Genomic DNA, 22,266 nt, shown 5'->3' with positions numbered 1-22,266 from the left:
CCCTTTTTGTCGTCAGTTAAGTCCGTTACGGTTTAAGTTTCTCTGGCACTAAGATGGTCGGACCGCTCTCTTTCGCCAGTTCAGGATAGTCGAGAGTATAATGAAGACCACGGCTCTCTTTGCGTTCCATGGCGCAGCGCACCATCAATTCTGCTACTTGAAGTAAGTTACGCAGCTCAAGAAGGTTATTCGAAACTCTAAAGTTACTGTAGTACTCGTGCGTTTCTTGTTGCAACATTTGGATACGACGTAAGGCGCGTTCCAGTCGTTTGTCGGTACGAACAATGCCCATGTAATCCCACATAAATAGACGCAATTCATGCCAGTTATGTTGAATGATCACCTCTTCATCAGAGTTGTTCACCTGACTTTCGTCCCAAGGTGGTAGCGTTGGTGGTAAAGTGGCTTGATCGAGACAAGCGATAATATCGTTAGCCGCAGACCAGGCATAAACCACGCACTCCAGTAAAGAATTGGACGCCATACGGTTTGCGCCGTGCAGTCCGGTGTAGCTTACTTCTCCGATTGCATACAACTGAGCAATATCCGTCTTTCCGCTCTGGTTAACCATTACGCCACCACAGGTGTAATGCGCCGCAGGTACGATAGGAATTGGCTCCTTGGTCATGTCGATACCAAGGTCGAGCAAGCGCATATTAATGGTGGGGAAGTGCTTTTCAATAAAGTCAGCCGGTTTATGACTGATGTCTAAGAACATGCAATCGGCGCCGAGTCGCTTCATCTCAAAGTCAATTGCGCGCGCGACCACATCACGTGGTGCTAACTCTTCTCGCGGGTCGAAATCGGGCATAAAACGTGTGCCGTCAGGACGAAGTAAAAAAGCCCCCTCGCCACGTAGCGCCTCAGTTAACAAAAAATTGCGCGCTTCAGGGTGATACAAACACGTCGGGTGGAATTGGTTAAATTCTAAGTTTGCCACTCGGCAACCGGCACGCCACGCCATCGCGATGCCGTCACCGGAAGAGACGTCGGGGTTCGAGGTGTACTGATACACTTTTGACGCGCCGCCCGTAGCTAAAACGACGAATTTCGCGCGAACGGTTTCGACATGTTCTTGATTACGGTTCCAGATGTACGCCCCGACAATTTTTTTGTCATCACCGCCGATTTTATCTTCGGTAATTAAATCCAACGCATTGTGACGTTCGAAAACGCGGATGTTGGGATGATTATGAACGTTATCTTGTAGGGACGTTTGCATCGCCATGCCAGTGGCATCAGCGGCGTGCAAGATGCGTCGATGGCTGTGGCCACCTTCACGGGTTAAGTGATAGCGTGGAGCTTCATCGCTGTCGTTCTCTTCGCGATCAAAAGGTACTCCGCCATCAATCAGCCACTGAACACACTCCTTGGCATTCTTGGCGATAAACTCGACCGTCTCCTGTTCACATAGGCCAGCGCCTGCGACCAAGGTATCTTGCACGTGAGATTCAATGCTGTCAGATTCATCAAAAACAGCGGCAATACCACCTTGCGCATAGTAAGTTGCCCCTTCACTGCGTGGTCCTTTACTGAGGACGATAACGTTACCGAACTCTGCAACACGTAGTGCTAAGGACAGACCTGCGGCACCACTACCCACCACTAACACATCACACTGATGTTCACGGTTTGCGTTCATAAAACTTTTAAATTCCCGAGTTAAATTGTACCTAATCCCGCCTACAATCAATGGAGGTAAAGAATTAGGCAATCGAGCGATCCCGCTCTTAAATCATTTTAGAATGGCTCACGCGCCTGAGCTAAAGCTACCGTCAAACGGTTATAGTAGCACTGCTTAATGCTTTTGCCTCGAAATAGCCATTGCATTTCGATACCTAGAACCTCAAAATCGAGCCAGAGGTAGCTTGGTACGTCATTGTGTTAAAAAATTTGCAAAAACTTTGAACTTAAATTTTCTGACTAGGTCACAATAGTGCTCAAGTAGACAGTGGTGTCAAGACTACATATTGCATAATTAATACTCATGTCTGAGAAGATAAGAGTGAATAACGATAGGAGTACCCGCTCGAATGAACGAGCAGCTGACCGATCAAGTATTAATTGAGCGAGTTCAGAATGGGGATAAGCAAGCATTTAATTTGCTGGTAACAAAATACCAGAACAAAGTGTGTAATCTTATTTCCCGCTATGTGAATAATCCGGGTGATGTTCCCGATGTAGCACAAGAAGCCTTTATTAAGGCATATCGAGCGATTCCTAGCTTTCGTGGAGAAAGTGCTTTCTATACTTGGTTATATCGGATTGCCGTTAATACTGCAAAAAACCACCTTGTAGCCCAAGGTAGGCGTCCACCGGCACAAGATGTCGATAGTGAAGATGCTGAATATTACGAAACAGGTAGTGCATTAAAAGAAATTTCGAACCCTGAGAACTTGACGTTGTCCAATGAGTTGAAAGGGGTCATCTTTGGTGCGATTGAAGCACTGCCTGAAGATTTAAAAACCGCAATGACGTTGCGTGAGCTTGATGGCTTAAGCTACGAGGAAATTGCAGCGGTTATGGATTGCCCTGTAGGAACGGTACGTTCGCGTATCTTCCGTGCTCGCGAAGCGGTCGAAAAGAAAATTCAACCGCTAATGCAACGCTAGATCAGTAACTTTAATGGTGAAAATAATGGCTGACAAAGAGAAACTTTCAGCACTCATGGATGGAGAGTTGGTTGATAAAGCGCTAATCAGTGAATTAGAGCAAGATCAAGAAGGCCTGCACGTTTGGAAATCTTACCATTTAATTGGTGATGTGATGCGAGGTGATGCTCCTGAAAATGCACAATGGAATATTGCTGAAAGCGTGGCGCTAGCACTAGAGAATGAACCTGCACATTCAGCGGTGACTCAATTAGAGCAGCATCGACACGTTGAAGCACAGCCGACTCCCGCACAGGCACGTCGACAGCTACCTGCTTGGTTGAACCAATTTGGTCAAGTTGCGATGGCAGCTTGTGTCTCTCTGGTTGTGATTCTTGGTGTACAGCAATATGGTGGCACTGATGCAACTGGGCCTGAAGCAGATGTTTTACCTGTACTGCAAACCATACCGTTTGCGGGAAGCGCTGAACCCGTTAGCCTAACTCGTTCGTCGGTAGAACAGCCCAATACCAACGAGGTGAATGTTCAAGAGCAACGTCGCCGTATTAATGCGATGCTGCAAGACTACGAACTACAACTGCGCTTAAATAGCGATAATATGCTTGAGCATAGTGATAATCCTGAAACGGTAGTTGAATGAAAAAAATTCTGATCAGTGCGCTGACACTGTTCAGTTTGAACACAACGCTAGCCTTTGCAGAAGAGCCCACTGCAGAGGCTTTGTTGCTTCAAATGAACGAAGCGAGTCAGCATTTAAATTATGAACTTTCTTATATACTGATAAAGAAAAGCAGTATTGAGCCTTTGCTTTATCGCCATGCTCGCACTGAAGATCAGCAGCTTGCCCACTTGGTTTACCTCAGTGGCCCCGTGCGCGAAGTGATCCGCCGTGGTGATGAAGTCAGTTATATCGAACCGGGTGTTGAGCCTTTTACCATCGAGTCTGGTAATGTCGTCGCACCAACCATCCCATTGCTTAACTCTGATGTTGAGCGTTTGAGCAACTATTATGACTTTGTTCAAGTGGGACGTGCACGTGAAGCTGGAACCGCATGCCAAGTGCTGCGCGTGGTGCCAAAAGATGGCCAGCGCTACTCATATGTCTTGTGGGTGGATGAAAAAAGTAAGCTACCGTTACGTGCCGATCTGGTTGACCGCGATGGTGAAGTGCTCGAGCAATATCGCACTATTTCATACAGTATCAATGATCAAATTGCCGAAATACTCAGTGGTTTAAATAGCGTTAAACTGCCCCAAGTGTTATCCCTACCCAAAGGGCAGGTGACCAACTCATATTGGACGGTAGGCTGGATTCCTAATGGGTTTGAAGCCAATGAGCTTAATCGCTATCGTATGAACAACACTGAACGTATGGTTGAGAGCCAGATGTACAGCGATGGCTTATTTAGCTTCTCTGTTTATGTTTCCAATAGCGATAATCTTTCGCTAAAAGGCCAACTGGTTCGTCAAGGCCGACGCACTTTACATAGTTTTGTGCGTGGTGAGCGCGAAATCTCGGTGATTGGTGATATTCCGCCAGCGACAGCCAAACGTATTGCCCAATCTGTTACCTTCAAACCGAGTGAGAGTACCACCCAATGATGACGGCACTGGCAACGGTCGCTAAAGTTCAACCTCAAACACAAGGGTTTGAGGTTGAGTTAAGCTGCGAGCAACAAACCAGTTGCAGTAGTTGTTCGTCACAAAAAAGTTGCGGTACAGGCATCGTCTCGAAAGCGGTAGGCAATAAATCTCTCCATTGGCACCTTATTACTGATAAAGCGGTCAAGCCCGGCCAAGTGGTTGAGATAGGCTTACCAGAAAAGAGTTTGTTACAATCTGCTGCGCTGGTCTATCTGCTGCCGCTGTTTGCTATGATCCTAGGCGCGTTTTTCACCCAGTGGTGGTTAGCTCCGTTACTGGGGTTGGGCGAAGGCTTAGTCATAGGTGTTTCAGCCCTAGCCACGGTCGGCGGTATTGCTGTTGCGAAAAGATTGTCTTACCAATTAGAACAGCGCTCATCGCAGCAAGTCATATTATTAAGGGTATTGGGCGAACCAATTAGCTAGTGCGAAGCGGCTAGAAATTGGGTAGAATCGGCCAACTTGATTGAAATGCCGCCGCTAAGACCAAATTGATTGGTAGTAGAACGGCTTTCTTGTCCCTATTTAAAAGAGTTTAGTCACACCAAATCATGAAGCACATTCGTAACTTTTCGATTATCGCCCACATCGACCATGGTAAGTCGACCCTATCAGACCGTTTGATCCAAGTATGTGGTGGATTAAGCGAACGTGAAATGGCCTCGCAGGTTCTAGACTCCATGGATCTAGAGCGTGAACGTGGTATCACCATTAAATCTCAGAGTGTGACACTGAACTACACCGCTAAAGATGGTGAAACCTATCAATTAAACTTTATCGACACCCCAGGACACGTTGACTTCGCATATGAAGTTTCTCGTTCGTTAGCCGCTTGTGAAGGTGCGCTGTTGGTGGTCGATGCAGGTCAAGGCGTGGAAGCGCAAACCCTAGCCAACTGTTACACTGCGATTGAGATGGATCTTGAAGTTGTGCCAATCTTAAACAAGATTGACCTTCCTGCCGCCGATCCTGAACGCGTAGCAGAAGAGATCGAAGAGATCGTCGGTATTGATGCGATGGAAGCGACTCGCTGTAGTGCTAAAACCGGTATCGGTGTTGACGATGTACTTGAAAATATCGTTTCTGCGATTCCAGCACCAGAAGGTGATCCTAATGCACCACTGCAAGCGCTGATCATCGACTCTTGGTTTGATAACTACCTCGGCGTGGTGTCTTTAGTCCGTATCAAAAATGGGGTACTGAAGAAAAACGACAAAATTAAAGTGATGAGCACAGGCCAAACTTGGGGTGTGGATCGAATTGGTATCTTTACGCCTAAGCGCGTTGATACGGATGGTCTCAACACCGGTGAAGTTGGCTGGGTAGTGTGTGGCATTAAAGATATTCTCGGCGCACCAGTGGGTGATACGCTGACGTTGGCGAAAAATGGCTGTGACAAGGCGCTACCAGGTTTTAAGAAAGTAAAACCTCAGGTATACGCTGGCTTGTTCCCAGTATCGTCTGACGATTATGAAAACTTCCGTGATGCGTTGGGTAAGCTAAGCCTTAACGATGCGTCACTGTTCTATGAACCAGAAAACTCTGCAGCACTAGGCTTTGGTTTCCGTTGTGGTTTCCTTGGCATGTTGCACATGGAAATCATTCAAGAGCGTCTAGAGCGTGAATACGATCTCGACCTGATCACTACCGCGCCAACCGTAGTGTACGAAGTGGTACAAACTGACGGGACATTGCTTTATGTTGATAGCCCGGCAAAACTGCCAGCGGTAAACGATATCGAAGAAATTCGCGAGCCGATCGCACGTTGTAATATCTTAGTTCCTGCCGATTACTTAGGTAACGTGATTACTTTGTGCGTTGAAAAGCGTGGTACTCAGGTTGATATGGTCTATCACGGCAATCAAGTCGCCGTCACCTACGATATTCCGATGGCTGAAGTGGTACTTGATTTCTTTGACCGTCTGAAGTCGACGTCACGCGGTTATGCCTCGCTTGATTACAACTTCCAGCGCTTCGAAGCGTCAGACATGGTGCGTGTTGATGTACTGCTTAACGGCGATAAAGTGGATGCTTTAGCACTGATTACGCATAAAGGTCATTCACAAACACGCGGACGTCAGTTGGTTGAGAAGATGAAAGAATTCATCCCTCGCCAGATGTTTGATATCGCGATTCAGGCTGCGATTGGTAACCACATCATCGCGCGTTCGACGGTAAAACAGTTACGTAAGAACGTTATCGCGAAATGTTACGGTGGTGACGTGAGCCGTAAGAAAAAGCTATTGAAGAAGCAGAAAGAAGGTAAGAAACGTATGAAGCAGATCGGTAACGTCGAACTGCCGCAAGAAGCGTTTTTAGCTATTCTTCACGTAGGAAAAGATTAATCCCTGTCATATTTGGCACTACAGCGTTGTTGCCAGCGCAAACTCACCCTAATCACATAGATCCTCTATGCTCATAGGGCTGAGTTTGCTTGCCGCCTAGCTGTAACACCAACTATTTAAGGGATTGCTCTAAGCAAGTTTTATTAGCAAGTGGAAGGGTTTCGGCTCTTTCACTTTCGTATTTTTGAGATAAGGGAAGTCAATGGCGAATACATTTTCACTGATCCTCGTTATCGTAACTTTGGTTACGGGTATCGTGTGGGTGCTCGAGAAGTTAGTCTTTGCGAAAAAGCGTCAGGCTAAGCTTGCCGAAGTGGAAGCACAGACGCATGGTCTAGATGCCGCGACACTCAATAAAGTAAAAAACCAGCCGTGGTGGATTGAAAATAGTGTTTCTATTTTCCCTGTGATTGCCGCAGTACTGGTATTGCGCTCTTTTATCTATGAACCGTTTCAGATTCCATCGGGTTCAATGATGCCAACTTTGCTTGTCGGTGACTTTATCTTGGTTGAAAAATACGCTTACGGATTGAAAGATCCGGTATGGCGAACTCAACTGGTTGAAACTGGCAAACCTGAACGTGGCGATGTGGTGGTGTTTAAATACCCCCCTCAACCTAATATTGATTACATTAAGCGCGTTGTCGGTTTACCGGGCGACACGGTTCGTTACAACAGTAAGAAAGAAATCTGTATTCAATCCGCTGGCGAGAGTCGCTGTAGCGACGTGAAACTGTCTAATGTTGAAGAGAGTCCATTTATTCAAAACGGCATTCCACTGATTCAGTTGGATGAAAAATTGGGTGACGTTGGCCACCAAATTTTGGTCAACCCACTGCGCCGCGATCGCGTTGAGTTGTATCAACCGCGCAATGGTGTCAACGAGTGGGTCGTTCCTCAAGGAGAGTACTTTGTGATGGGTGATAACCGTGACAACAGTGCTGATAGCCGTTACTGGGGTTTTGTGCCAGAAGCTAACCTCGTCGGTAAAGCGGTTGGTATTTGGATAAGCTTTGAGTTTGAACGTGGTGACGATAGCGTGTTACCGTCTTGGATTCCAACTGGTGTGCGTTTTAACCGCATCGGTGGTATTAACTAAACAAATTAATGAGAGAGCATGAATTCTCCTATTGCAAAACTAGAGAAAAAGCTCGGCTATCAATTTAATGATGCTGAGCTTATCAGTTTAGCGCTGACCCATCGTAGCGCTAATGGAAAACACAATGAGCGTCTTGAGTTTCTGGGCGATTCAATTTTAAGTTTTGTCGTTGCTGATGATCTTTATCACCGTTTCCCGAAAGCAAATGAAGGGGACATGAGCCGCATGCGCGCCACTTTAGTTCGTGGCAATACGCTCGCGGAACTAGGTCGAGAGTTCGAACTAGGAGATCACTTAAAATTAGGTCCAGGTGAATTAAAGAGCGGCGGTTTCCGTCGTGATTCAATCCTTGCTGATGCTGTGGAAGCGATCATTGGTGGCATTTACTTAGATAGCGATATTGAAGTGGTGCGTGGCATTATTCTGAGCTGGTACAAGACTCGCCTTGATGCGATCAAGCCAGGTGTTTCGCAAAAAGATCCAAAAACTCGCCTACAAGAGTGTTTGCAGGGGCGAAGAAAGCCGCTTCCTGCTTACACAGTGACTAATATTAAAGGTGAAGCACATAACCAAGAGTTTACGGTTTCGTGTGATGTAGCAGGTATTGGACAACCTGTTATTGGTAAAGGCACCAGTCGCCGCAAGGCAGAACAAGCGGCTGCAGAAATAGCATTAGAGCAATTGACCAATGACTGATTCAACAGACAACAACGAATTTGATATCGATGAGTTTTTCTCATCGAGTGACGCGCCTACTAGCTCACCAGAAAACCAACATTGTGGTTTTGTGGCGATCGTTGGTCGTCCTAATGTCGGTAAATCGACGCTACTCAACCGTATTCTTGGGCAAAAGATCTCGATCACGTCTCGTAAGCCTCAGACTACTCGTCACCGTATTATGGGGGTCGAGACCGATGGCGACTACCAAGCGATTTACGTTGATACACCTGGGCTGCATATTGAAGAGAAGCGTGCGATCAACCGCTTGATGAACCGTGCGGCAAACTCCTCGCTGAGTGATGTTAACTTGGTGTTTTTCTTGGTTGATGGTACCCATTGGACCAACGACGACGAAATGGTTTTAAACAAGCTCAAGAAAGCCAACTTCCCAGTGGTGTTGTGTGTCAATAAAGTCGATCACGTGCAAGATCGTAATGAAGTGATGCAACACATGATGGAGATGTCGCAAAGAATGGATTTTGTCGATGTGGTGCCTATCTCGGCTAAGCAGGGCAAGAACATCGACGTACTGCGTAAGCATGTGCGCGAGCATCTACCTAAAGCGACGCATCACTTCCCAGAAGAATACGTGACTGACCGCTCTCAGCGTTTTATGGCTTCTGAGATCGTGCGTGAAAAGCTGATGCGTTTCACAGGGGAAGAGCTGCCTTATTCTGTTACCGTTGAGATCGAGCGTTTCGATTACAACCCCGATACTGATGGCTTCCATATTAATGCATTGATTCTGGTTGAACGAAGTGGCCAGAAGAAAATGGTGATTGGTAAAGCTGGCGAAAAGATCAAAACGATTGGTCGTGAAGCACGCCTAGATATGGAAGAGTTGTTTGGCCGTAAAGTTTATCTAGAAACTTGGGTCAAAGTGAAATCTGGCTGGGCGGATGACGAGCGAGCACTGCGTTCATTAGGTTATATTGACGATCTATAACGAGTCTGAGGCGATCTCGCTTCGCTCCCATAGTGAAAGTTAAAAGGAGCCGTTTGGCTCCTTTTTTAGATTAGAAGGTACTATGTCTTCAGAAGGTCTACAGCGCTGTTTCGTACTGCATCGACGCCCCTACAGTGAATCAAGCTTGATCCTCGATGTGTTTAGCGAGGAGTTTGGCCGCGTGACCTTGATGTCAAAAGGGGCTCGCAGTAAACGCTCAAACTTAAAAGGTGCACTGCAACCTTTTACGCCGCTGTTACTGAAGTGGTCGGGCAATGGGTCGATGAAGACCTTGCGTCAAGCTGAACCAATTAGTTTAGGCCTGCCACTTTTTGGCATTAATCTTTATTCTGCCATGTACGTCAATGAACTGATTGGCCGAGTATTAATGGCAGAAGTGCCGATGCCGGCACTGTTTCATGATTACCTACATGCGTTGACGGAGCTTGCTCAGTGTGACAATCCTGAACCGGCTTTACGCCGCTTTGAACTGGCGATGCTCAGCGCATTAGGCTACGGTGTTGACTTTTTGCACTGCGCAGGGAGCGGCGAACCGATCGAGCCGACAATGACCTATCGCTATCGTGAGCAAAAAGGATTTATCGCTTCGGTACGTCATGACCATTTAACGTTTGTTGGTGACGAACTGATCGCGATCAGTGAGCGTCGTTTCACCACAAAAGAACAACTGAAAGCGGCAAAACGCTTTACACGTATAGCCTTAAAGCCGTATCTTGGCGGCAAACCATTAAAAAGCAGGGAACTCTTTCAAGCTATAGTTCCTAAACGGAGTATTGGAAAATGAGCTCAATTTACCTAGGTGTAAACATCGATCATATTGCGACATTGCGTAATGCACGCGGCACTAAGTACCCAGATCCTGTGCACGCAGCCGAGATTGCAGAACGTGCTGGTGCGGACGGCATTACCATCCACCTTCGTGAAGATCGACGTCATATTAAAGATCGTGATGTGAGAATTTTGCGTGAAACATTGCAAACACGCATGAACTTGGAAATGGCCGTCACCGATGAGATGGTCGAGATCGCGCTGAAGACTAAACCTGAATACGTATGTTTAGTGCCAGAGAAGCGTGAAGAGCTCACTACTGAAGGTGGCTTGAATGTTGTCGGTCATCTAGACAAAGTGAAATCTGCGACACAAAAGCTCACTCAAGCGGGCATCAAAGTGTCTTTGTTCATAGACGCTGATCGCGAACAAATTGATGCTGCCAAAACCTGTGGTGCGCCGTTTATCGAGCTACACACTGGCCATTATGCTGATGCAGAAACTGAAGAAGAGCAACAAGCTGAACTGAAGCGAATAGCGGCAGGTGCGAGTTATGCGGCCGATCTTGGCATCACGGTTAACGCCGGTCATGGTTTGACTTACCACAACGTTGCGCCTATTGCCGCGATTGCTGAAATATATGAGCTCAATATTGGCCACTCTATCATTGGCCGTGCTGTGTTTGATGGTCTCGAAAAAGCGGTCGCAGACATGAAAGCCATCATGGTTGAAGCGCGTCGTTAAGCATGGCGATCGTTGGCTTAGGGACTGACATTGCAGAAATAGAGCGTGTCGAAAAAGCGCTCTCTCGCAGTGGTGAACCGTTTGCAAGGCGTATTCTCACCGACAGTGAGTTAGCGAAATTTGCCGAGTTAAAACAACAAGGTCGTTTTCTGGCTAAGCGTTTTGCCGCCAAAGAGGCGGCGTCAAAAGCACTAGGAACAGGGATAGCGTTGGGCGTTACTTTCCACGACTTTGAAATTAGCAATGATGAGCACGGTAAACCTGTGCTCTGTTTAAGCGGAAAAGCATTAGACATCGCTGAAAAAAAACAGGTGGCGCACATCCACCTGTCTATCTCTGACGAACGACACTACGCGGTCGCGACGGTGATTTTAGAGAGCTAAATATTTTAAATAACGAGTATTTTAGACAACCAGTGTTTTAAACAACCAGTATTTTAAATAAATAAGTCATTTAGCTTTCTAAGTACGGCTTGGCACTGGCAACCACCTTTTCCATCTCATCTTGTAATTCAAATAACTCGGGTTCGACCTCTTCTATTGTTGAGCCCGAGCGCAAAGCTTTTTCAATCGTGGCGCAGATGTTTTTCAAGCGTGGTACACCGCAATAGGAACTGCTGCCATGCAGTTTATGCACGTGGTGGATGAGCTGTTCGACATCAACATGATCATCTTTTAATGCACTCTCGACGATCGTATCAACTTCTGGGATCGAGTCGATCAACATTTGCAGCATATCACGCGCTAGATCTTGTTTGTTTGCCGACTGCTTTAATGCAGCTTGCCAGTCAATAATCATGGTGTTATGCGTGCGTTGTGCATGGTCATTGAGGTCTGATGCCGTTTGATCAAGCGTATGGCTCGATATATCAAGTTTTTCCAGTTCTTCTTGTTTGGTATGCGGGCTCCAATGCATCAGAACCTGCTGCAGCACATGCTCTTCAATCGGTTTCGTTAGGTAATCATCCATGCCTGCCCCTAATAGGCGATCACGCTCGCCACTCATCGCATGAGCGGTCACGGCAATCACAGGGGTAGTGGCGTTGAGCTCGGTTTGCTTGATGGCGTGACAAGCCGTCACCCCATCCATGTGCGGCATTTGGATATCCATTAAAATAATATCAAAGTGTTGTGTTTCAGCTTGGTTGACCGCATCCATGCCGTTGGTACAAGTGATAACCCGTTCCACGCGCTCTTGCAAAAGCGCGCAGATGAGCTTGAGGTTGGCTGGGTTATCATCGACCGCCATCACGGTCAGCGGTAGCGTCTCACTGTATTCCGGAGTTGATTCAAGCAGCGGCATGCTCTCTTGATTGGCGGCCAGAGTTTGCAACAACTTAATGCGCGAGAGAGGTTTAGTAATACAGTGGATCGGGTATTTCTGAATCAGATGATCCGATAGGGCAAGCGCGGTACTTGGCGTGCCGACAACCACATGCGGTGCGCAGCGAAGCGCCTGTTCGACCCAGGCTTCTACACTCGTCAGGTCATTCTCGCGATTGGGGGCTAAGTTCAGCAACACATAGTCATAGTGCTCGGTCTCTTCAGGAAGCGATGAGCGGTAGGTGACAATTAATCCTTCTTGAACCAACGTCTGCTGGATCACCGAGGCGGCTTGCATGTTCGGCTCGACCAACAACAGAGTACGTCGGCGAAGTACTTCCGTCTCAAGCAGTTCGCTCACCGGCATGTCGGTGGTAATTAAGCGTAAGGTGAACCAGAAGGTTGACCCTTGATGCAGGCGACTGGTGAGGCTGATTTCACCGCCCATTTGACTGACCAGTTTCTGAGTAATAACCAAGCCTAATCCGGTTCCGCCATAGCGACGAGAAATGCTCGCATCGGCTTGACTAAAGGCTTGGAAAAGTTGTGATTGTTGGCGCTCAGAGATACCAATGCCGGTGTCTCGCACCATGAACTGCAGTTCAACCGAATCGTCTCGTTGTGAGCGCAGTTCAACGCTAATATCGATGTTACCGCGCTCGGTAAATTTAATTGAGTTGCCGACCAGGTTGGTTAGAACTTGCTGGATTCGGAGTGGATCCCCGACCAAGCCAGGTGGAATTTTAGGGTCGATCTTTAGCGTCAGCTCAAGGCCTTTTTCATGGGCGCTGGTGGCCTGTAGATTGACCACTTCTTCCAATGACGTTTGGAAGTCAAAAGGAATGTTTTCTAGCGCCAGTTTCCCTGCTTCAAGCTTAGAAAAATCCAGAATGTCATTAATGATGTTGAGTAAGTTATTGGCGGATTTCTCTATCGTCTGCAGATAATCAGTTTGGCTATTGGTCAGCGTGGTTTTAAGCAACTGACGAGTAAAACCAATCACGCCATTGAGTGGGGTGCGCAACTCGTGTGACATATTGGCAAGGAACTCAGATTTTACCCGTGCCGCCTCTTGAGCGCGTTTCTTGGCGATATCGAGCTCAACGTTTTGAATCTCTAACTGCTCTAAGGTTTCACGCAAATCTGAAGTGGCCTGATCGATACTGTGCTGCATCTCGACATGGTATTCCGACAAAGATACCGCCATCGAGTTGATGCCATTTTTGAGGGAATCGAGCTCACCATGCATTTTGCCTTCGATACGGACATCAAGGTGACCACGACGAATTCGATCGACCATGTTTTTCATATGTGAAATCGGCCGTGTGACATCATGCATCAGGCGATAGGCAAACACGGCAGATAAGCCAAGGCCGATCAAAAGCACTAAACAAGCGGAAAAAATTTCTTGGTATTGCTGTAAGCGCAGTGAGGATAAATCGAGTTCAATTGCGACATAACCGACAGCAGGGTTGGCGATTTGGCCTTTTATTGTCGCAACCAAACCCGACTCGGCAATCACAGGAGCGCGAAGAATTAGGGTGTTACCTTCCAGTTCTGAGCTCACCAACATAGGAATCGGTTCGTTACGCGGGAAAGTCAGTAGCTCAAAGTTAGGGTGAAAGTTTGAGGTCACGAACAGTTCGTGGTTGTAATCAAACACGGCAATACTGCGAACAAACTTAGAGTTCTTACGATGTGCATAGCTAATGATGCGGCGGACAGATTCGCGACTGTTGTTTTTTAAGCCCTCTTCACTGGCGATGGCTAAAGGTTCAATGATATTCAGCCCTGAATTGACCACCTGAGTCTCAAGGTCGTGGTAGCGATTGAACGAGAAAAAGGCACTCAAAAGTAAACCAATAATCAGGGTTGGAGCTAAAGTGAGAGTAATAACGCGAGCGCGCAAGCCATATCTGGTCATTATTGTCTAAACATCGTGGTGTGGATATGGGAAAATAGTCGCAATAAAAGCTGAGACTGCCGAATGGTTAAGCATAATCAACTCGGTCGGCTCAGACAATGATTCAAATACAAAAGCTAGCACGCAAGCATCTTTTCGAGCAACTGGCTACTAGACCATCAAATACAGGCAATCACCATGGCGCGTTTTTTCCAACCAAAGAAAAAAAATCAACTCAACACTAAGCATCAATCATTTATGGTTGAAAAGCTTGACCATCATGGTGCAGGAATCGCCTACCAAAATAAAAAACCGATCTTTATTGAAGGGGCGCTGCCGGGCGAGCAAGTGTTGGGCCAGTTGAGTGAAAGTAAAAGTAAGTTTGCTCGCGCCAATCTGATCAAAGTACAAAAAGCCAGTGAACAGCGCGTCTCACCAGTCTGTGCTTGTTATCAAGAGTGTGGCGGTTGTAATATGCAACACCTTAGCATTGAGTCGCAACAACAATACAAACAACAAACCTTGAACCAGCTGATGAGCAAGTTTGCAGGGCAAAGTGTTGACCTAGAACCCGCTATATTGGGCCCAGAGCAAGGTTACCGTCGCCGGACTCGAATAAGTCTCAAGTTGAATAAAAAAACGCGCGCTCTTGAGTTTGGTTTTCGTAAAAAGCACAGTAATGAGATTGTCAACGTCACCCATTGTCCGGTACTTGATAGCGAACTCGATAGTTTGGTTGAACCTTTGTATCAACTGCTGCAGACCTTCTCTAATCAAGAAAATTTGGGTCACCTTGAGCTAGTCAAAGGCGATAACACACGTGTGATCGTCTTGCGTCATCTGAAACCATTAGCCAAGCAAGATCTGCAATCGTTGCAGCAGTTTGCCAACCAGCATCAGGCGACGCTCTATTTAATGCCCGGCAGTGAAGAGCTTGAGCATATTACCGGAGCGCGCGCGCATTACTTAGAGGCGGGAGTGACGATACCGTTTGAGCCGAATAATTTCATTCAAGTTAACCAAAGTGTTAACCAAGCGATGGTCAAACAAGCATTGAGTTGGCTCGCGCTAACCGCTCAAGACCGAGTTCTGGATCTGTTCTGTGGCTTGGGTAACTTCAGTTTACCGATCGCCCAGAAAGCGGCCCATGTTGTTGGGGTTGAAGGGGTAGATACGATGGTCGCCAAAGCAAAAGAGAATGCGGCGATGAACGCGATTGATAATACGCAGTTCTATCAGGCGAATTTAGAACAAGGGATCGCTGGTCAGCCCTGGGCGGCAGAAAAATTTGATAAAATACTACTCGATCCAGCTCGAGCAGGAGCCAGTGGGGTCATTGAGCAAATTTCGACACTCGGTGCGAGCAGAATTGTGTATGTTTCTTGCAATCCTGCTACCCTAGCAAGGGATTCACTCAGCTTACTCAGTCAGGGCTACAAGTTACAGAAATTAGGTATGCTCGATATGTTTCCGCATACCAGTCATCTCGAGTCGATGGCACTCTTTGTAAAGGATTAAAACGAACTTTAGCGGCGGTTGAGAGTCTCATCACGCGGCAGTTCGAACACAAAAATATAATGGGACGAAAAGAATGGTTGCGGTAAGAAGCGCACATTTAAACCAAGACGAACAGTTTGAGCTAGACAAGTGGATTGCGAGCCTAGGACAAGAGCCAGGCGTAGCAAAACGTTTGAAAGAAGTCTATTTACGCGGTGAAGCGATTTTAGAGGGTAACGAACAAGGTCCACTGCTGCTTTGGCGTGGCCGAGAAATGATCGAAATTCTTATCACCCTGTCAATGGACAAAGCAACGTTAGTGGCAGCGATGCTATTTCCGCTGGTGGCAAGCGGTGCGTATGAGCGCGAACAGTTTGAAGAGGACTTCGGTAAAGAGACCATTAAGCTGATTGATGGTGTCGAAGAGATGGCTGCGCTTGGTCAGTTGAATATCACTCTCGAAGGGAGCGCGGCTTCCTCCCAGGTCGACAATGTGCGCCGCATGTTGCTGGCGATGGTCGATGATTTTCGTTGCGTGGTGATCAAGCTCGCCGAGCGTATTTGTAATCTGATTGAAGTTAAAAAAGCGCCTGACGAAGTACGCCGAGCCGCGGCAAAAGAGTGTGCCAATATTTATGCGCCGCTTGCTAACCGTTTGGGCATTGGTCAGCTTAAGTGGGAAATTGAAGATTACGCATTTCGTTACCAACAGCCTGAGACCTACAAACAAATCGCTAAGCAGCTTTCAGAGCGCCGTATTGTTCGTGAGCAATACATTAAAAACTTCGTTGATGATTTAACCGCCGAGATGAAAGCTGCAGGTATCAAAGCCGAGGTCAGCGGTCGTCCTAAACACATCTACAGTATTTGGCGCAAAATGCAGAAGAAGGGCTTAGATTTTGATGAGCTATTCGACGTGCGCGCGGTGCGTATCATTGCCGATCAACTGCAAGACTGCTACGCCGCACTGGGCATGGTGCATACCAAATATAGACACTTGCCGAGTGAGTTTGATGATTACGTTGCCAACCCTAAACCCAACGGTTATCAATCGATTCACACTGTGATCTTAGGGCCAGAAGGCAAAACCATCGAGATTCAGATCCGTACTAAAGACATGCACGAAGATTCTGAACTGGGTGTTGCTGCGCACTGGAAATACAAAGAAGGTGGCGCGAGTCGCAGTGGCTACGACGAAAAAATCACCTGGTTGCGTAAACTGCTTGATTGGCAAGAAGAGATGTCCGATTCGGGTGAGATGCTTGATGAGCTTCGCAGCCAAGTGTTTGATGATCGTGTTTATGCCTTTACGCCGCGCGGCGATGTGGTCGATTTACCGATGGGCGCAACGCCACTCGACTTTGCATACCATATCCACTCCGAAGTGGGTCATCGCTGTATTGGAGCTAAGGTAGCAGGGCGCATCGTCCCGTTTACCCACAAGCTGCAGATGGGCGATCAAGTTGAGATCATTACCTCCAAAGAGCCGAACCCTTCGCGAGACTGGTTGAACCCGTCAATGGGCTTTGTCACCTCCGGTCGCGCACGCGCCAAGATCAATGCATGGTTCCGTAAGCAATCGCGCGAGAAAAACCTCGAAGCAGGGCGCGAGATCTTAGAAGCGGAATTGAGCAAAATTGGCGCAACCTTTAAAGATGCTCAGCAATATGCATTGAAGCGCTTTAACGTCAATAGTGCCGACGAGTTGTATGTTGGCATCGGCAGTGGTGATTTGCGTATTAACCAGATCATTAACCACATTAATGCTTTAGTGAATAAGCCAACAGCGGAAGAAGAAGATAAGCAAGCGCTTCAAAAACTGCAAGAAGCTGGCAATAAAGCGCCTACGCACAGTCGCCCGAAGAAAGATGCGGTCGTGGTTGAAGGGGTCGATAACTTAATGACCCACCTTGCTCGTTGCTGTCAGCCGATTCCTGGCGACGAGATTTCAGGTTACATCACTCAAGGTCGAGGTATCTCTGTTCACCGTAGTGATTGTGAACAGCTAGAGGAACTGCGCCATCATGCGCCAGAGCGTATCATTGATACAGTATGGGGCAGTGGTTTTGTCGGATCATACATCTTAACGGTGCGGATTGAAGCGATGGAGCGCAGTGGTCTACTTAAAGACATCACCACGCTGTTTGCCAATGAAAAGATCAAAGTGACCAGCATGAAGAACCGAGTTGATTATCGTCGACAGCTGGCCATCATGGACTTTGGATTGGAAGTCACTAACTTGGAAGTGTTCTCACGAGTGTCTAAGCGTGTCGAGCAGATTAAGGATGTCATGACGGTTAAACGCCTCGGCTAAAATTCTCGTCATACTTGAAGCTGATAGCGTTGTTGCCTGCGCTCACTCGCTCCATCACATAGACGAGCTATGCTCAGGAGTCTCGCTCGCTTGCCGCCTAGCTACAGCTTCAATTATTTAGAGAATTGATCAACGTATAAAAAGGTGAGTGGTTTTGGCCGCTCACCTTTTTCTTTAGATAGAAAGGTTTAAAGGAACAAAAAATGAGTCATCCAATTGAACAGTTAGAACAAATCATGGCGAAGTTGCGTGACCCAGAAAGCGGTTGTCCGTGGGATTTAAAGCAGAGCTTCGATACTATCGTCCCTCACACCATCGAAGAGACCTACGAGGTGGTGGATGCCATTCAAAATCGAGATTGGCCCAACTTAAAAGAAGAACTCGGAGATTTGTTGTTTCAAGTGATCTTCTACAGCCAGTTAGCTAAAGAGCAAGACTTGTTTGATTTTTCGCAGGTTGTTGAGACGGTGAATGAAAAGCTTACTCGTCGTCATCCGCATGTTTTTTCTGATGTTGAGTTTGAAAACGACGAGCAAATCAATGCTAACTGGGAAGCGGAAAAAGCCAAAGAGAAAGCACAAGCAGGCAAAACGCAGCAAAGTATTCTAGACTCTATACCAGTCTCTTTACCGGCACTTTCACGTGCTACAAAGATACAAAAGAAAGTCGCCAAATATGGTTTTGATTGGCCGACGATTGGTCCTGTTGCGGCTAAGGTTCAAGAAGAGATTGAAGAGGTGTTGGACGAAGCATTGCAAGTGACGCCTGATGAAGAAAAAGTCGAACTTGAGGTCGGGGACTTGCTCTTTGCTACGGTCAATTTAGCCCGTCATTTGGGGAAAAACCCAGAAGTTGCGTTGGCTAAGGCTAATCTTAAATTTACCCGACGGTTTGGTGAAATTGAGCATAAAGTCGATCAATCCGGACGACAATTAAACGATTGTACATTGGAGCAATTGGAAGAGTATTGGCAGCAAGTGAAGCAGGATGAGCTAAAGTGAATAGCGTAATTAGCTAAAGCGGCATCTGAGTCAAATGTGACTCAGAACAATATCTCGATGTCCGTTTTCTCTACGCGCAGTTTGATTTGAAGCAAAAAATAAAAAATTGCAGTGTGATAGATTTCACGTTGTGGCGGATAGGGGCTTCTGGTATATTTATATCCCGTCCAGAAGAAATCCATTTTCCCTCATTCAACCAATTTCAGGTTAAACATGACGACAAATTACATTTTTGTTACTGGCGGGGTTGTATCCTCTCTAGGTAAAGGTATTGCAGCAGCATCTCTTGCGGCTATTTTAGAAGCTCGTGGTCTTAAAGTGACTATGATGAAGCTTGACCCTTACATCAACGTTGATCCAGGCACAATGAGCCCAACTCAACATGGTGAAGTGTTCGTTACGGAAGATGGCGCTGAAACTGATCTTGACCTAGGTCACTATGAGCGTTTCATCCGCACCAAGATGACTAAGCGCAACAACTTCACAGCTGGTCGTGTTTACGCTGACGTTCTTCGTAAAGAGCGTCGTGGTGATTATCTAGGCGCTACCATTCAGGTAATTCCTCATATCACTAACGCAATCAAAGATCGTGTTATCGCAGGTTCAGAAGGCCATGACGTTGCTATCGTCGAAGTGGGCGGCACCGTTGGTGATATTGAATCACTGCCATTCATGGAAGCGATTCGCCAACTAGCGGTAGAGCTTGGCCGTGAGCGTGCGATGTTTATGCACCTGACTCTTGTCCCTTACCTGGCCGCAGCAGGCGAAGTAAAAACTAAGCCTACTCAGCACTCAGTAAAAGAACTGCTTTCTATCGGTATTCAGCCTGACATCCTAGTGTGTCGTAGCGACCGTGTGATCCCGGCTAACGAACGTAAGAAAATCGCTCTATTCTGTAATGTTCCAGAAAAAGCGGTTATCTCAATGAAGGACGTAGATTCAATCTACAAGATCCCACAGTTGATTAAGTCTCAAGGGCTTGATGATCTCGTTTGTACCCGTTTTGGTATTACGGCTCCAGAAGCGAACCTGTCTGAATGGGAACAGGTTATCTATGAAGAAGCCAATCCAACGGCTGAAGTGACGATTGGTATGGTTGGTAAGTATATTGAGCTGCCAGATGCCTACAAATCGGTTAACGAAGCACTGAAACACGCAGGTCTGAAAAACCGTTTAAGTGTGAAGATTAAGTATGTGGACTCGCAAGATCTAGAAAGCAAAGGCGTAGAACTGCTTGACGGTTTAGATGCGATTCTTGTTCCTGGTGGTTTTGGTGACCGTGGGGTAGAAGGCAAGATCCTAGCGGCACAATATGCACGTGAAAACAAAGTCCCTTACTTAGGTATCTGTCTAGGTATGCAAGTGGCACTGATCGAATACGCACGTAATGTTGCGGGTATGGAAGGTGCACACTCAACAGAATTTAATAAAGAAACTAAGTACCCAGTGGTTGGTCTAATCACTGAATGGGTTGACGAGACAGGTAACGTTGAAGAACGTACTGAGAAGTCAGACTTGGGTGGTACTATGCGTCTTGGTTCACAGCTATGTCACCTTGAAAAAGGCACCAAAGCACGTGAGCTTTACGGTAGCGCGACAATCCATGAGCGTCATCGCCACCGTTATGAAGTGAACAATAATCTTCGTCCACAGATTGAAAAAGCAGGCTTAAAAGTATCAGGCCTTTCTGCAGACAAGAAATTGGTAGAAGTGATTGAGAATCCAGCTCACCCTTGGTTTGTAGCAGCTCAATTCCACCCAGAGTTCACCTCAACACCTCGCGATGGCCACCCGCTATTTGCAGGTTTCGTTAAAGCGGCTGGTGATTACCAACGCGGCGAATTAGAGAAGTAAGGAATACAGACAGTAGCGTTAGTTGTGCTGCTGCCTTTAATTTTGACATTATATATTCAACGAGAAGGAAACATTCAATGTCTAAGATCGTTAAAGTTCTAGGTCGTGAAATTATTGATTCACGTGGTAACCCAACAGTAGAAGCTGAAGTACACCTAGAAGGCGGTTTCGTAGGTATGGCTGCTGCTCCATCTGGCGCATCAACTGGTTCACGTGAAGCTCTTGAGCTACGTGACGGCGACAAAGCTCGTTTCCTAGGTAAAGGTGTTCTTAAAGCTGTTGAAGCAGTAAACGGCGCTATCGCAGAAGCTCTAGTGGGTAAAGACGCGAAAGATCAAGCTGCAATCGACGCAGTAATGATTGACCTAGACGGTACTGAAAACAAATCTAAGTTCGGCGCTAACGCAATCCTAGCGGTTTCTCTAGCAAACGCTAAAGCAGCAGCTGCTGCTAAAGGCATGCCTTTATACGAGCACATCGCTGAGCTAAACGGTACTGCTGGTCAGTTCTCTATGCCTCTACCAATGATGAACATCATCAACGGTGGTGAGCACGCTGATAACAACGTTGATATCCAAGAGTTCATGATCCAACCAGTTGGTGCTAAGACTCTTAAAGAAGCGCTACGTATCGGTGCTGAAGTATTCCACAACCTAGCTAAAGTTCTTAAAGCTAAAGGCCTAAGCACAGCTGTTGGTGATGAAGGTGGTTTCGCTCCTAACCTAGAATCTAACGCGGCTGCTCTAGCAGCAATCAAAGAAGCGGTAGAAGCAGCTGGTTACGTACTAGGTAAAGACGTTACTCTAGCGATGGACTGTGCAGCATCTGAGTTCTACGACAAAGAAGCTGGCAACTACAACATGAAAGGCGAAGGCAAAATCTTCACTTCTGAAGAGTTTAACTTCTACCTACAAGACCTTGCGAACCAATACCCAATCGTATCTATCGAAGACGGTCTTGACGAGTCAGATTGGGATGGCTTCAAGCACCAAACTGAACTTATGGGCGACAAGCTTCAACTAGTGGGTGACGATCTATTCGTTACTAACACTAAGATCCTTGCTCAAGGCATCGAGAAAGGCGTAGCTAACTCTATCCTTATCAAGTTCAACCAAATCGGTTCACTAACTGAGACTCTAGCTGCAATCAAGATGGCTAAAGACGCTGGCTACACTGCAGTTATCTCTCACCGTTCTGGCGAAACTGAAGATGCAACTATCGCTGATCTAGCGGTAGGTACTGCTGCAGGCCAAATCAAAACGGGTTCTATGAGCCGTTCTGACCGTGTTGCTAAGTACAACCAACTTATCCGTATCGAGGAAGCTCTAGGTGAGCGTGCTCCTTTCCACGGTCTTAAAGAAGTTAAAGGCCAAGCTTAATTCTTAATTGAATAAGTTTAGCTAAATAGCTTATTGAAACCCTCGCTTCGGCGGGGGTTTTTATTTGTAGGGTTTTACTTTAGAACGATGAGCCGTTC

The 22,266-nt window shown here is 46.8% G+C and carries 18 protein-coding genes; 16 read left to right on the top strand and 2 right to left on the bottom strand.

Annotated features, from left to right (window positions below):
- Positions 1-25: 25 nt before the first annotated feature.
- A complete protein-coding gene (gene nadB, locus BS19_RS06970) occupies positions 26-1,642 on the bottom strand; it encodes an L-aspartate oxidase (protein ID WP_038174258.1) in 1,617 nt (538 codons plus the stop codon).
- A gap of 391 nt (positions 1,643-2,033) precedes the next feature.
- On the opposite strand from nadB, the gene rpoE reads away from it, so the two are divergent.
- The 11 genes from rpoE to acpS all read left to right on the top strand — a co-directional run bounded on the left by rpoE (position 2,034) and on the right by acpS (position 11,281).
- Positions 2,034-2,612 carry an RNA polymerase sigma factor RpoE gene (gene rpoE / locus BS19_RS06965; protein ID WP_038174257.1) on the top strand — a complete coding sequence of 193 codons (579 nt, stop codon included), beginning with the start codon at positions 2,034-2,036 and terminating at the stop codon, positions 2,610-2,612.
- A gap of 25 nt (positions 2,613-2,637) precedes the next feature.
- Entirely contained in the window at positions 2,638-3,252 is a 615-nt protein-coding gene (locus BS19_RS06960) for an RseA family anti-sigma factor (protein WP_038174256.1), read from the top strand.
- Positions 3,249-4,214: a sigma-E factor regulatory protein RseB gene (rseB, locus tag BS19_RS06955; RefSeq protein WP_038174254.1), complete on the top strand. Its 966-nt coding sequence runs from the start codon at positions 3,249-3,251 to the stop codon at positions 4,212-4,214. Before BS19_RS06960 ends, rseB begins: the two co-directional genes overlap by 4 nt.
- Positions 4,211-4,681, top strand: a complete 471-nt coding sequence (locus tag BS19_RS06950; protein ID WP_038174253.1) for a SoxR reducing system RseC family protein — start codon at positions 4,211-4,213, stop codon at positions 4,679-4,681. Before rseB ends, BS19_RS06950 begins: the two co-directional genes overlap by 4 nt.
- 125 nt (positions 4,682-4,806) lie before the next feature.
- Positions 4,807-6,600: a translation elongation factor 4 gene (lepA, locus tag BS19_RS06945; RefSeq protein WP_038174252.1), complete on the top strand. Its 1,794-nt coding sequence runs from the start codon at positions 4,807-4,809 to the stop codon at positions 6,598-6,600.
- Between the two features lie 202 nt (positions 6,601-6,802).
- The gene (lepB, locus tag BS19_RS06940) at positions 6,803-7,699 is read left to right on the top strand and encodes a signal peptidase I (RefSeq protein WP_038174251.1); all 897 of its coding nucleotides are present in this window, start codon (positions 6,803-6,805) and stop codon (positions 7,697-7,699) included.
- 18 nt (positions 7,700-7,717) lie between these two features.
- Positions 7,718-8,395 carry a ribonuclease III gene (gene rnc, locus BS19_RS06935; protein ID WP_038174249.1) on the top strand — a complete coding sequence of 226 codons (678 nt, stop codon included), beginning with the start codon at positions 7,718-7,720 and terminating at the stop codon, positions 8,393-8,395.
- Complete coding sequence (era, locus tag BS19_RS06930; RefSeq protein WP_038174247.1) at positions 8,388-9,365, top strand: GTPase Era; 978 nt, start codon at positions 8,388-8,390, stop codon at positions 9,363-9,365. Before rnc ends, era begins: the two co-directional genes overlap by 8 nt.
- An 82-nt stretch (positions 9,366-9,447) precedes the next feature.
- Positions 9,448-10,170, top strand: coding sequence for a DNA repair protein RecO (gene recO, locus BS19_RS06925; protein ID WP_038174246.1), 723 nt, complete (start codon positions 9,448-9,450; stop codon positions 10,168-10,170).
- Positions 10,167-10,898, top strand: a complete 732-nt coding sequence (gene pdxJ / locus BS19_RS06920) for a pyridoxine 5'-phosphate synthase (protein WP_038174244.1) — start codon at positions 10,167-10,169, stop codon at positions 10,896-10,898. The genes recO and pdxJ overlap by 4 nt, the downstream gene beginning before the upstream one ends.
- Before the next feature lie 2 nt (positions 10,899-10,900).
- On the top strand, positions 10,901-11,281 hold the full coding sequence (gene acpS / locus BS19_RS06915; protein WP_038174243.1) for a holo-ACP synthase: 381 nt from the start codon (positions 10,901-10,903) through the stop codon (positions 11,279-11,281).
- A 70-nt stretch (positions 11,282-11,351) separates the two neighbouring features.
- Here acpS and barA read toward each other — a convergent pair whose 3' ends face one another.
- Positions 11,352-14,144 (bottom strand): two-component sensor histidine kinase BarA, encoded by a 2,793-nt coding sequence (gene barA / locus BS19_RS06910; protein WP_038174241.1) that lies wholly within the window; start codon positions 14,142-14,144, stop codon positions 11,352-11,354.
- Between the two features lie 177 nt (positions 14,145-14,321).
- On the opposite strand from barA, the gene rlmD reads away from it, so the two are divergent.
- The 5 genes from rlmD (at position 14,322) to eno (ending at position 22,168) form a co-directional block, all read left to right on the top strand.
- Positions 14,322-15,641 (top strand): 23S rRNA (uracil(1939)-C(5))-methyltransferase RlmD, encoded by a 1,320-nt coding sequence (gene rlmD / locus BS19_RS06905; protein WP_038174239.1) that lies wholly within the window; start codon positions 14,322-14,324, stop codon positions 15,639-15,641.
- A 73-nt stretch (positions 15,642-15,714) separates the two neighbouring features.
- Positions 15,715-17,934 (top strand): GTP diphosphokinase, encoded by a 2,220-nt coding sequence (gene relA / locus BS19_RS06900; protein ID WP_038174238.1) that lies wholly within the window; start codon positions 15,715-15,717, stop codon positions 17,932-17,934.
- 203 nt (positions 17,935-18,137) lie between these two features.
- A complete protein-coding gene (mazG, locus tag BS19_RS06895; RefSeq protein ID WP_038174237.1) occupies positions 18,138-18,935 on the top strand; it encodes a nucleoside triphosphate pyrophosphohydrolase in 798 nt (265 codons plus the stop codon).
- 213 nt (positions 18,936-19,148) lie between these two features.
- Positions 19,149-20,789: a CTP synthase gene (locus tag BS19_RS06890; RefSeq protein WP_038174235.1), complete on the top strand. Its 1,641-nt coding sequence runs from the start codon at positions 19,149-19,151 to the stop codon at positions 20,787-20,789.
- Between the two features lie 77 nt (positions 20,790-20,866).
- The gene (gene eno, locus BS19_RS06885; protein WP_038174234.1) at positions 20,867-22,168 is read left to right on the top strand and encodes a phosphopyruvate hydratase; all 1,302 of its coding nucleotides are present in this window, start codon (positions 20,867-20,869) and stop codon (positions 22,166-22,168) included.
- Positions 22,169-22,266: the final 98 nt, after the last annotated feature.

The organism is Vibrio pacinii DSM 19139, from assembly GCF_000711795.1.
In the GTDB taxonomy this organism is placed as follows: Bacteria; Pseudomonadota; Gammaproteobacteria; order Enterobacterales; family Vibrionaceae; genus Vibrio; species Vibrio pacinii.
Note: the sequence above shows the minus strand (reverse complement) of the source record. Positions and strands in the feature narration are given on the sequence as shown.

Excerpts from the sequence above, each read along its gene's own strand:
- nadB (WP_038174258.1), bottom strand. The coding sequence starts at position 1,642 with ATGAACGCAAACCGTGAACATCAGTGTGATGTGTTAGTGGTGGGTAGT.
- relA (WP_038174238.1), top strand. The coding sequence starts at position 15,715 with ATGGTTGCGGTAAGAAGCGCACATTTAAACCAAGACGAACAGTTTGAG.
- BS19_RS06950 (WP_038174253.1), top strand. The coding sequence starts at position 4,211 with ATGATGACGGCACTGGCAACGGTCGCTAAAGTTCAACCTCAAACACAA.
- recO (WP_038174246.1), top strand. The coding sequence starts at position 9,448 with ATGTCTTCAGAAGGTCTACAGCGCTGTTTCGTACTGCATCGACGCCCC.
- barA (WP_038174241.1), bottom strand. The coding sequence starts at position 14,144 with ATGACCAGATATGGCTTGCGCGCTCGCGTTATTACTCTCACTTTAGCT.
- eno (WP_038174234.1), top strand. The coding sequence starts at position 20,867 with ATGTCTAAGATCGTTAAAGTTCTAGGTCGTGAAATTATTGATTCACGT.
- lepA (WP_038174252.1), top strand. The coding sequence starts at position 4,807 with ATGAAGCACATTCGTAACTTTTCGATTATCGCCCACATCGACCATGGT.
- rseB (WP_038174254.1), top strand. The coding sequence starts at position 3,249 with ATGAAAAAAATTCTGATCAGTGCGCTGACACTGTTCAGTTTGAACACA.
- BS19_RS06890 (WP_038174235.1), top strand. The coding sequence starts at position 19,149 with ATGACGACAAATTACATTTTTGTTACTGGCGGGGTTGTATCCTCTCTA.
- era (WP_038174247.1), top strand. The coding sequence starts at position 8,388 with ATGACTGATTCAACAGACAACAACGAATTTGATATCGATGAGTTTTTC.
- rnc (WP_038174249.1), top strand. The coding sequence starts at position 7,718 with ATGAATTCTCCTATTGCAAAACTAGAGAAAAAGCTCGGCTATCAATTT.
- pdxJ (WP_038174244.1), top strand. The coding sequence starts at position 10,167 with ATGAGCTCAATTTACCTAGGTGTAAACATCGATCATATTGCGACATTG.
- rpoE (WP_038174257.1), top strand. The coding sequence starts at position 2,034 with ATGAACGAGCAGCTGACCGATCAAGTATTAATTGAGCGAGTTCAGAAT.
- acpS (WP_038174243.1), top strand. The coding sequence starts at position 10,901 with ATGGCGATCGTTGGCTTAGGGACTGACATTGCAGAAATAGAGCGTGTC.
- lepB (WP_038174251.1), top strand. The coding sequence starts at position 6,803 with ATGGCGAATACATTTTCACTGATCCTCGTTATCGTAACTTTGGTTACG.
- BS19_RS06960 (WP_038174256.1), top strand. The coding sequence starts at position 2,638 with ATGGCTGACAAAGAGAAACTTTCAGCACTCATGGATGGAGAGTTGGTT.
- rlmD (WP_038174239.1), top strand. The coding sequence starts at position 14,322 with ATGGCGCGTTTTTTCCAACCAAAGAAAAAAAATCAACTCAACACTAAG.
- mazG (WP_038174237.1), top strand. The coding sequence starts at position 18,138 with ATGAGTCATCCAATTGAACAGTTAGAACAAATCATGGCGAAGTTGCGT.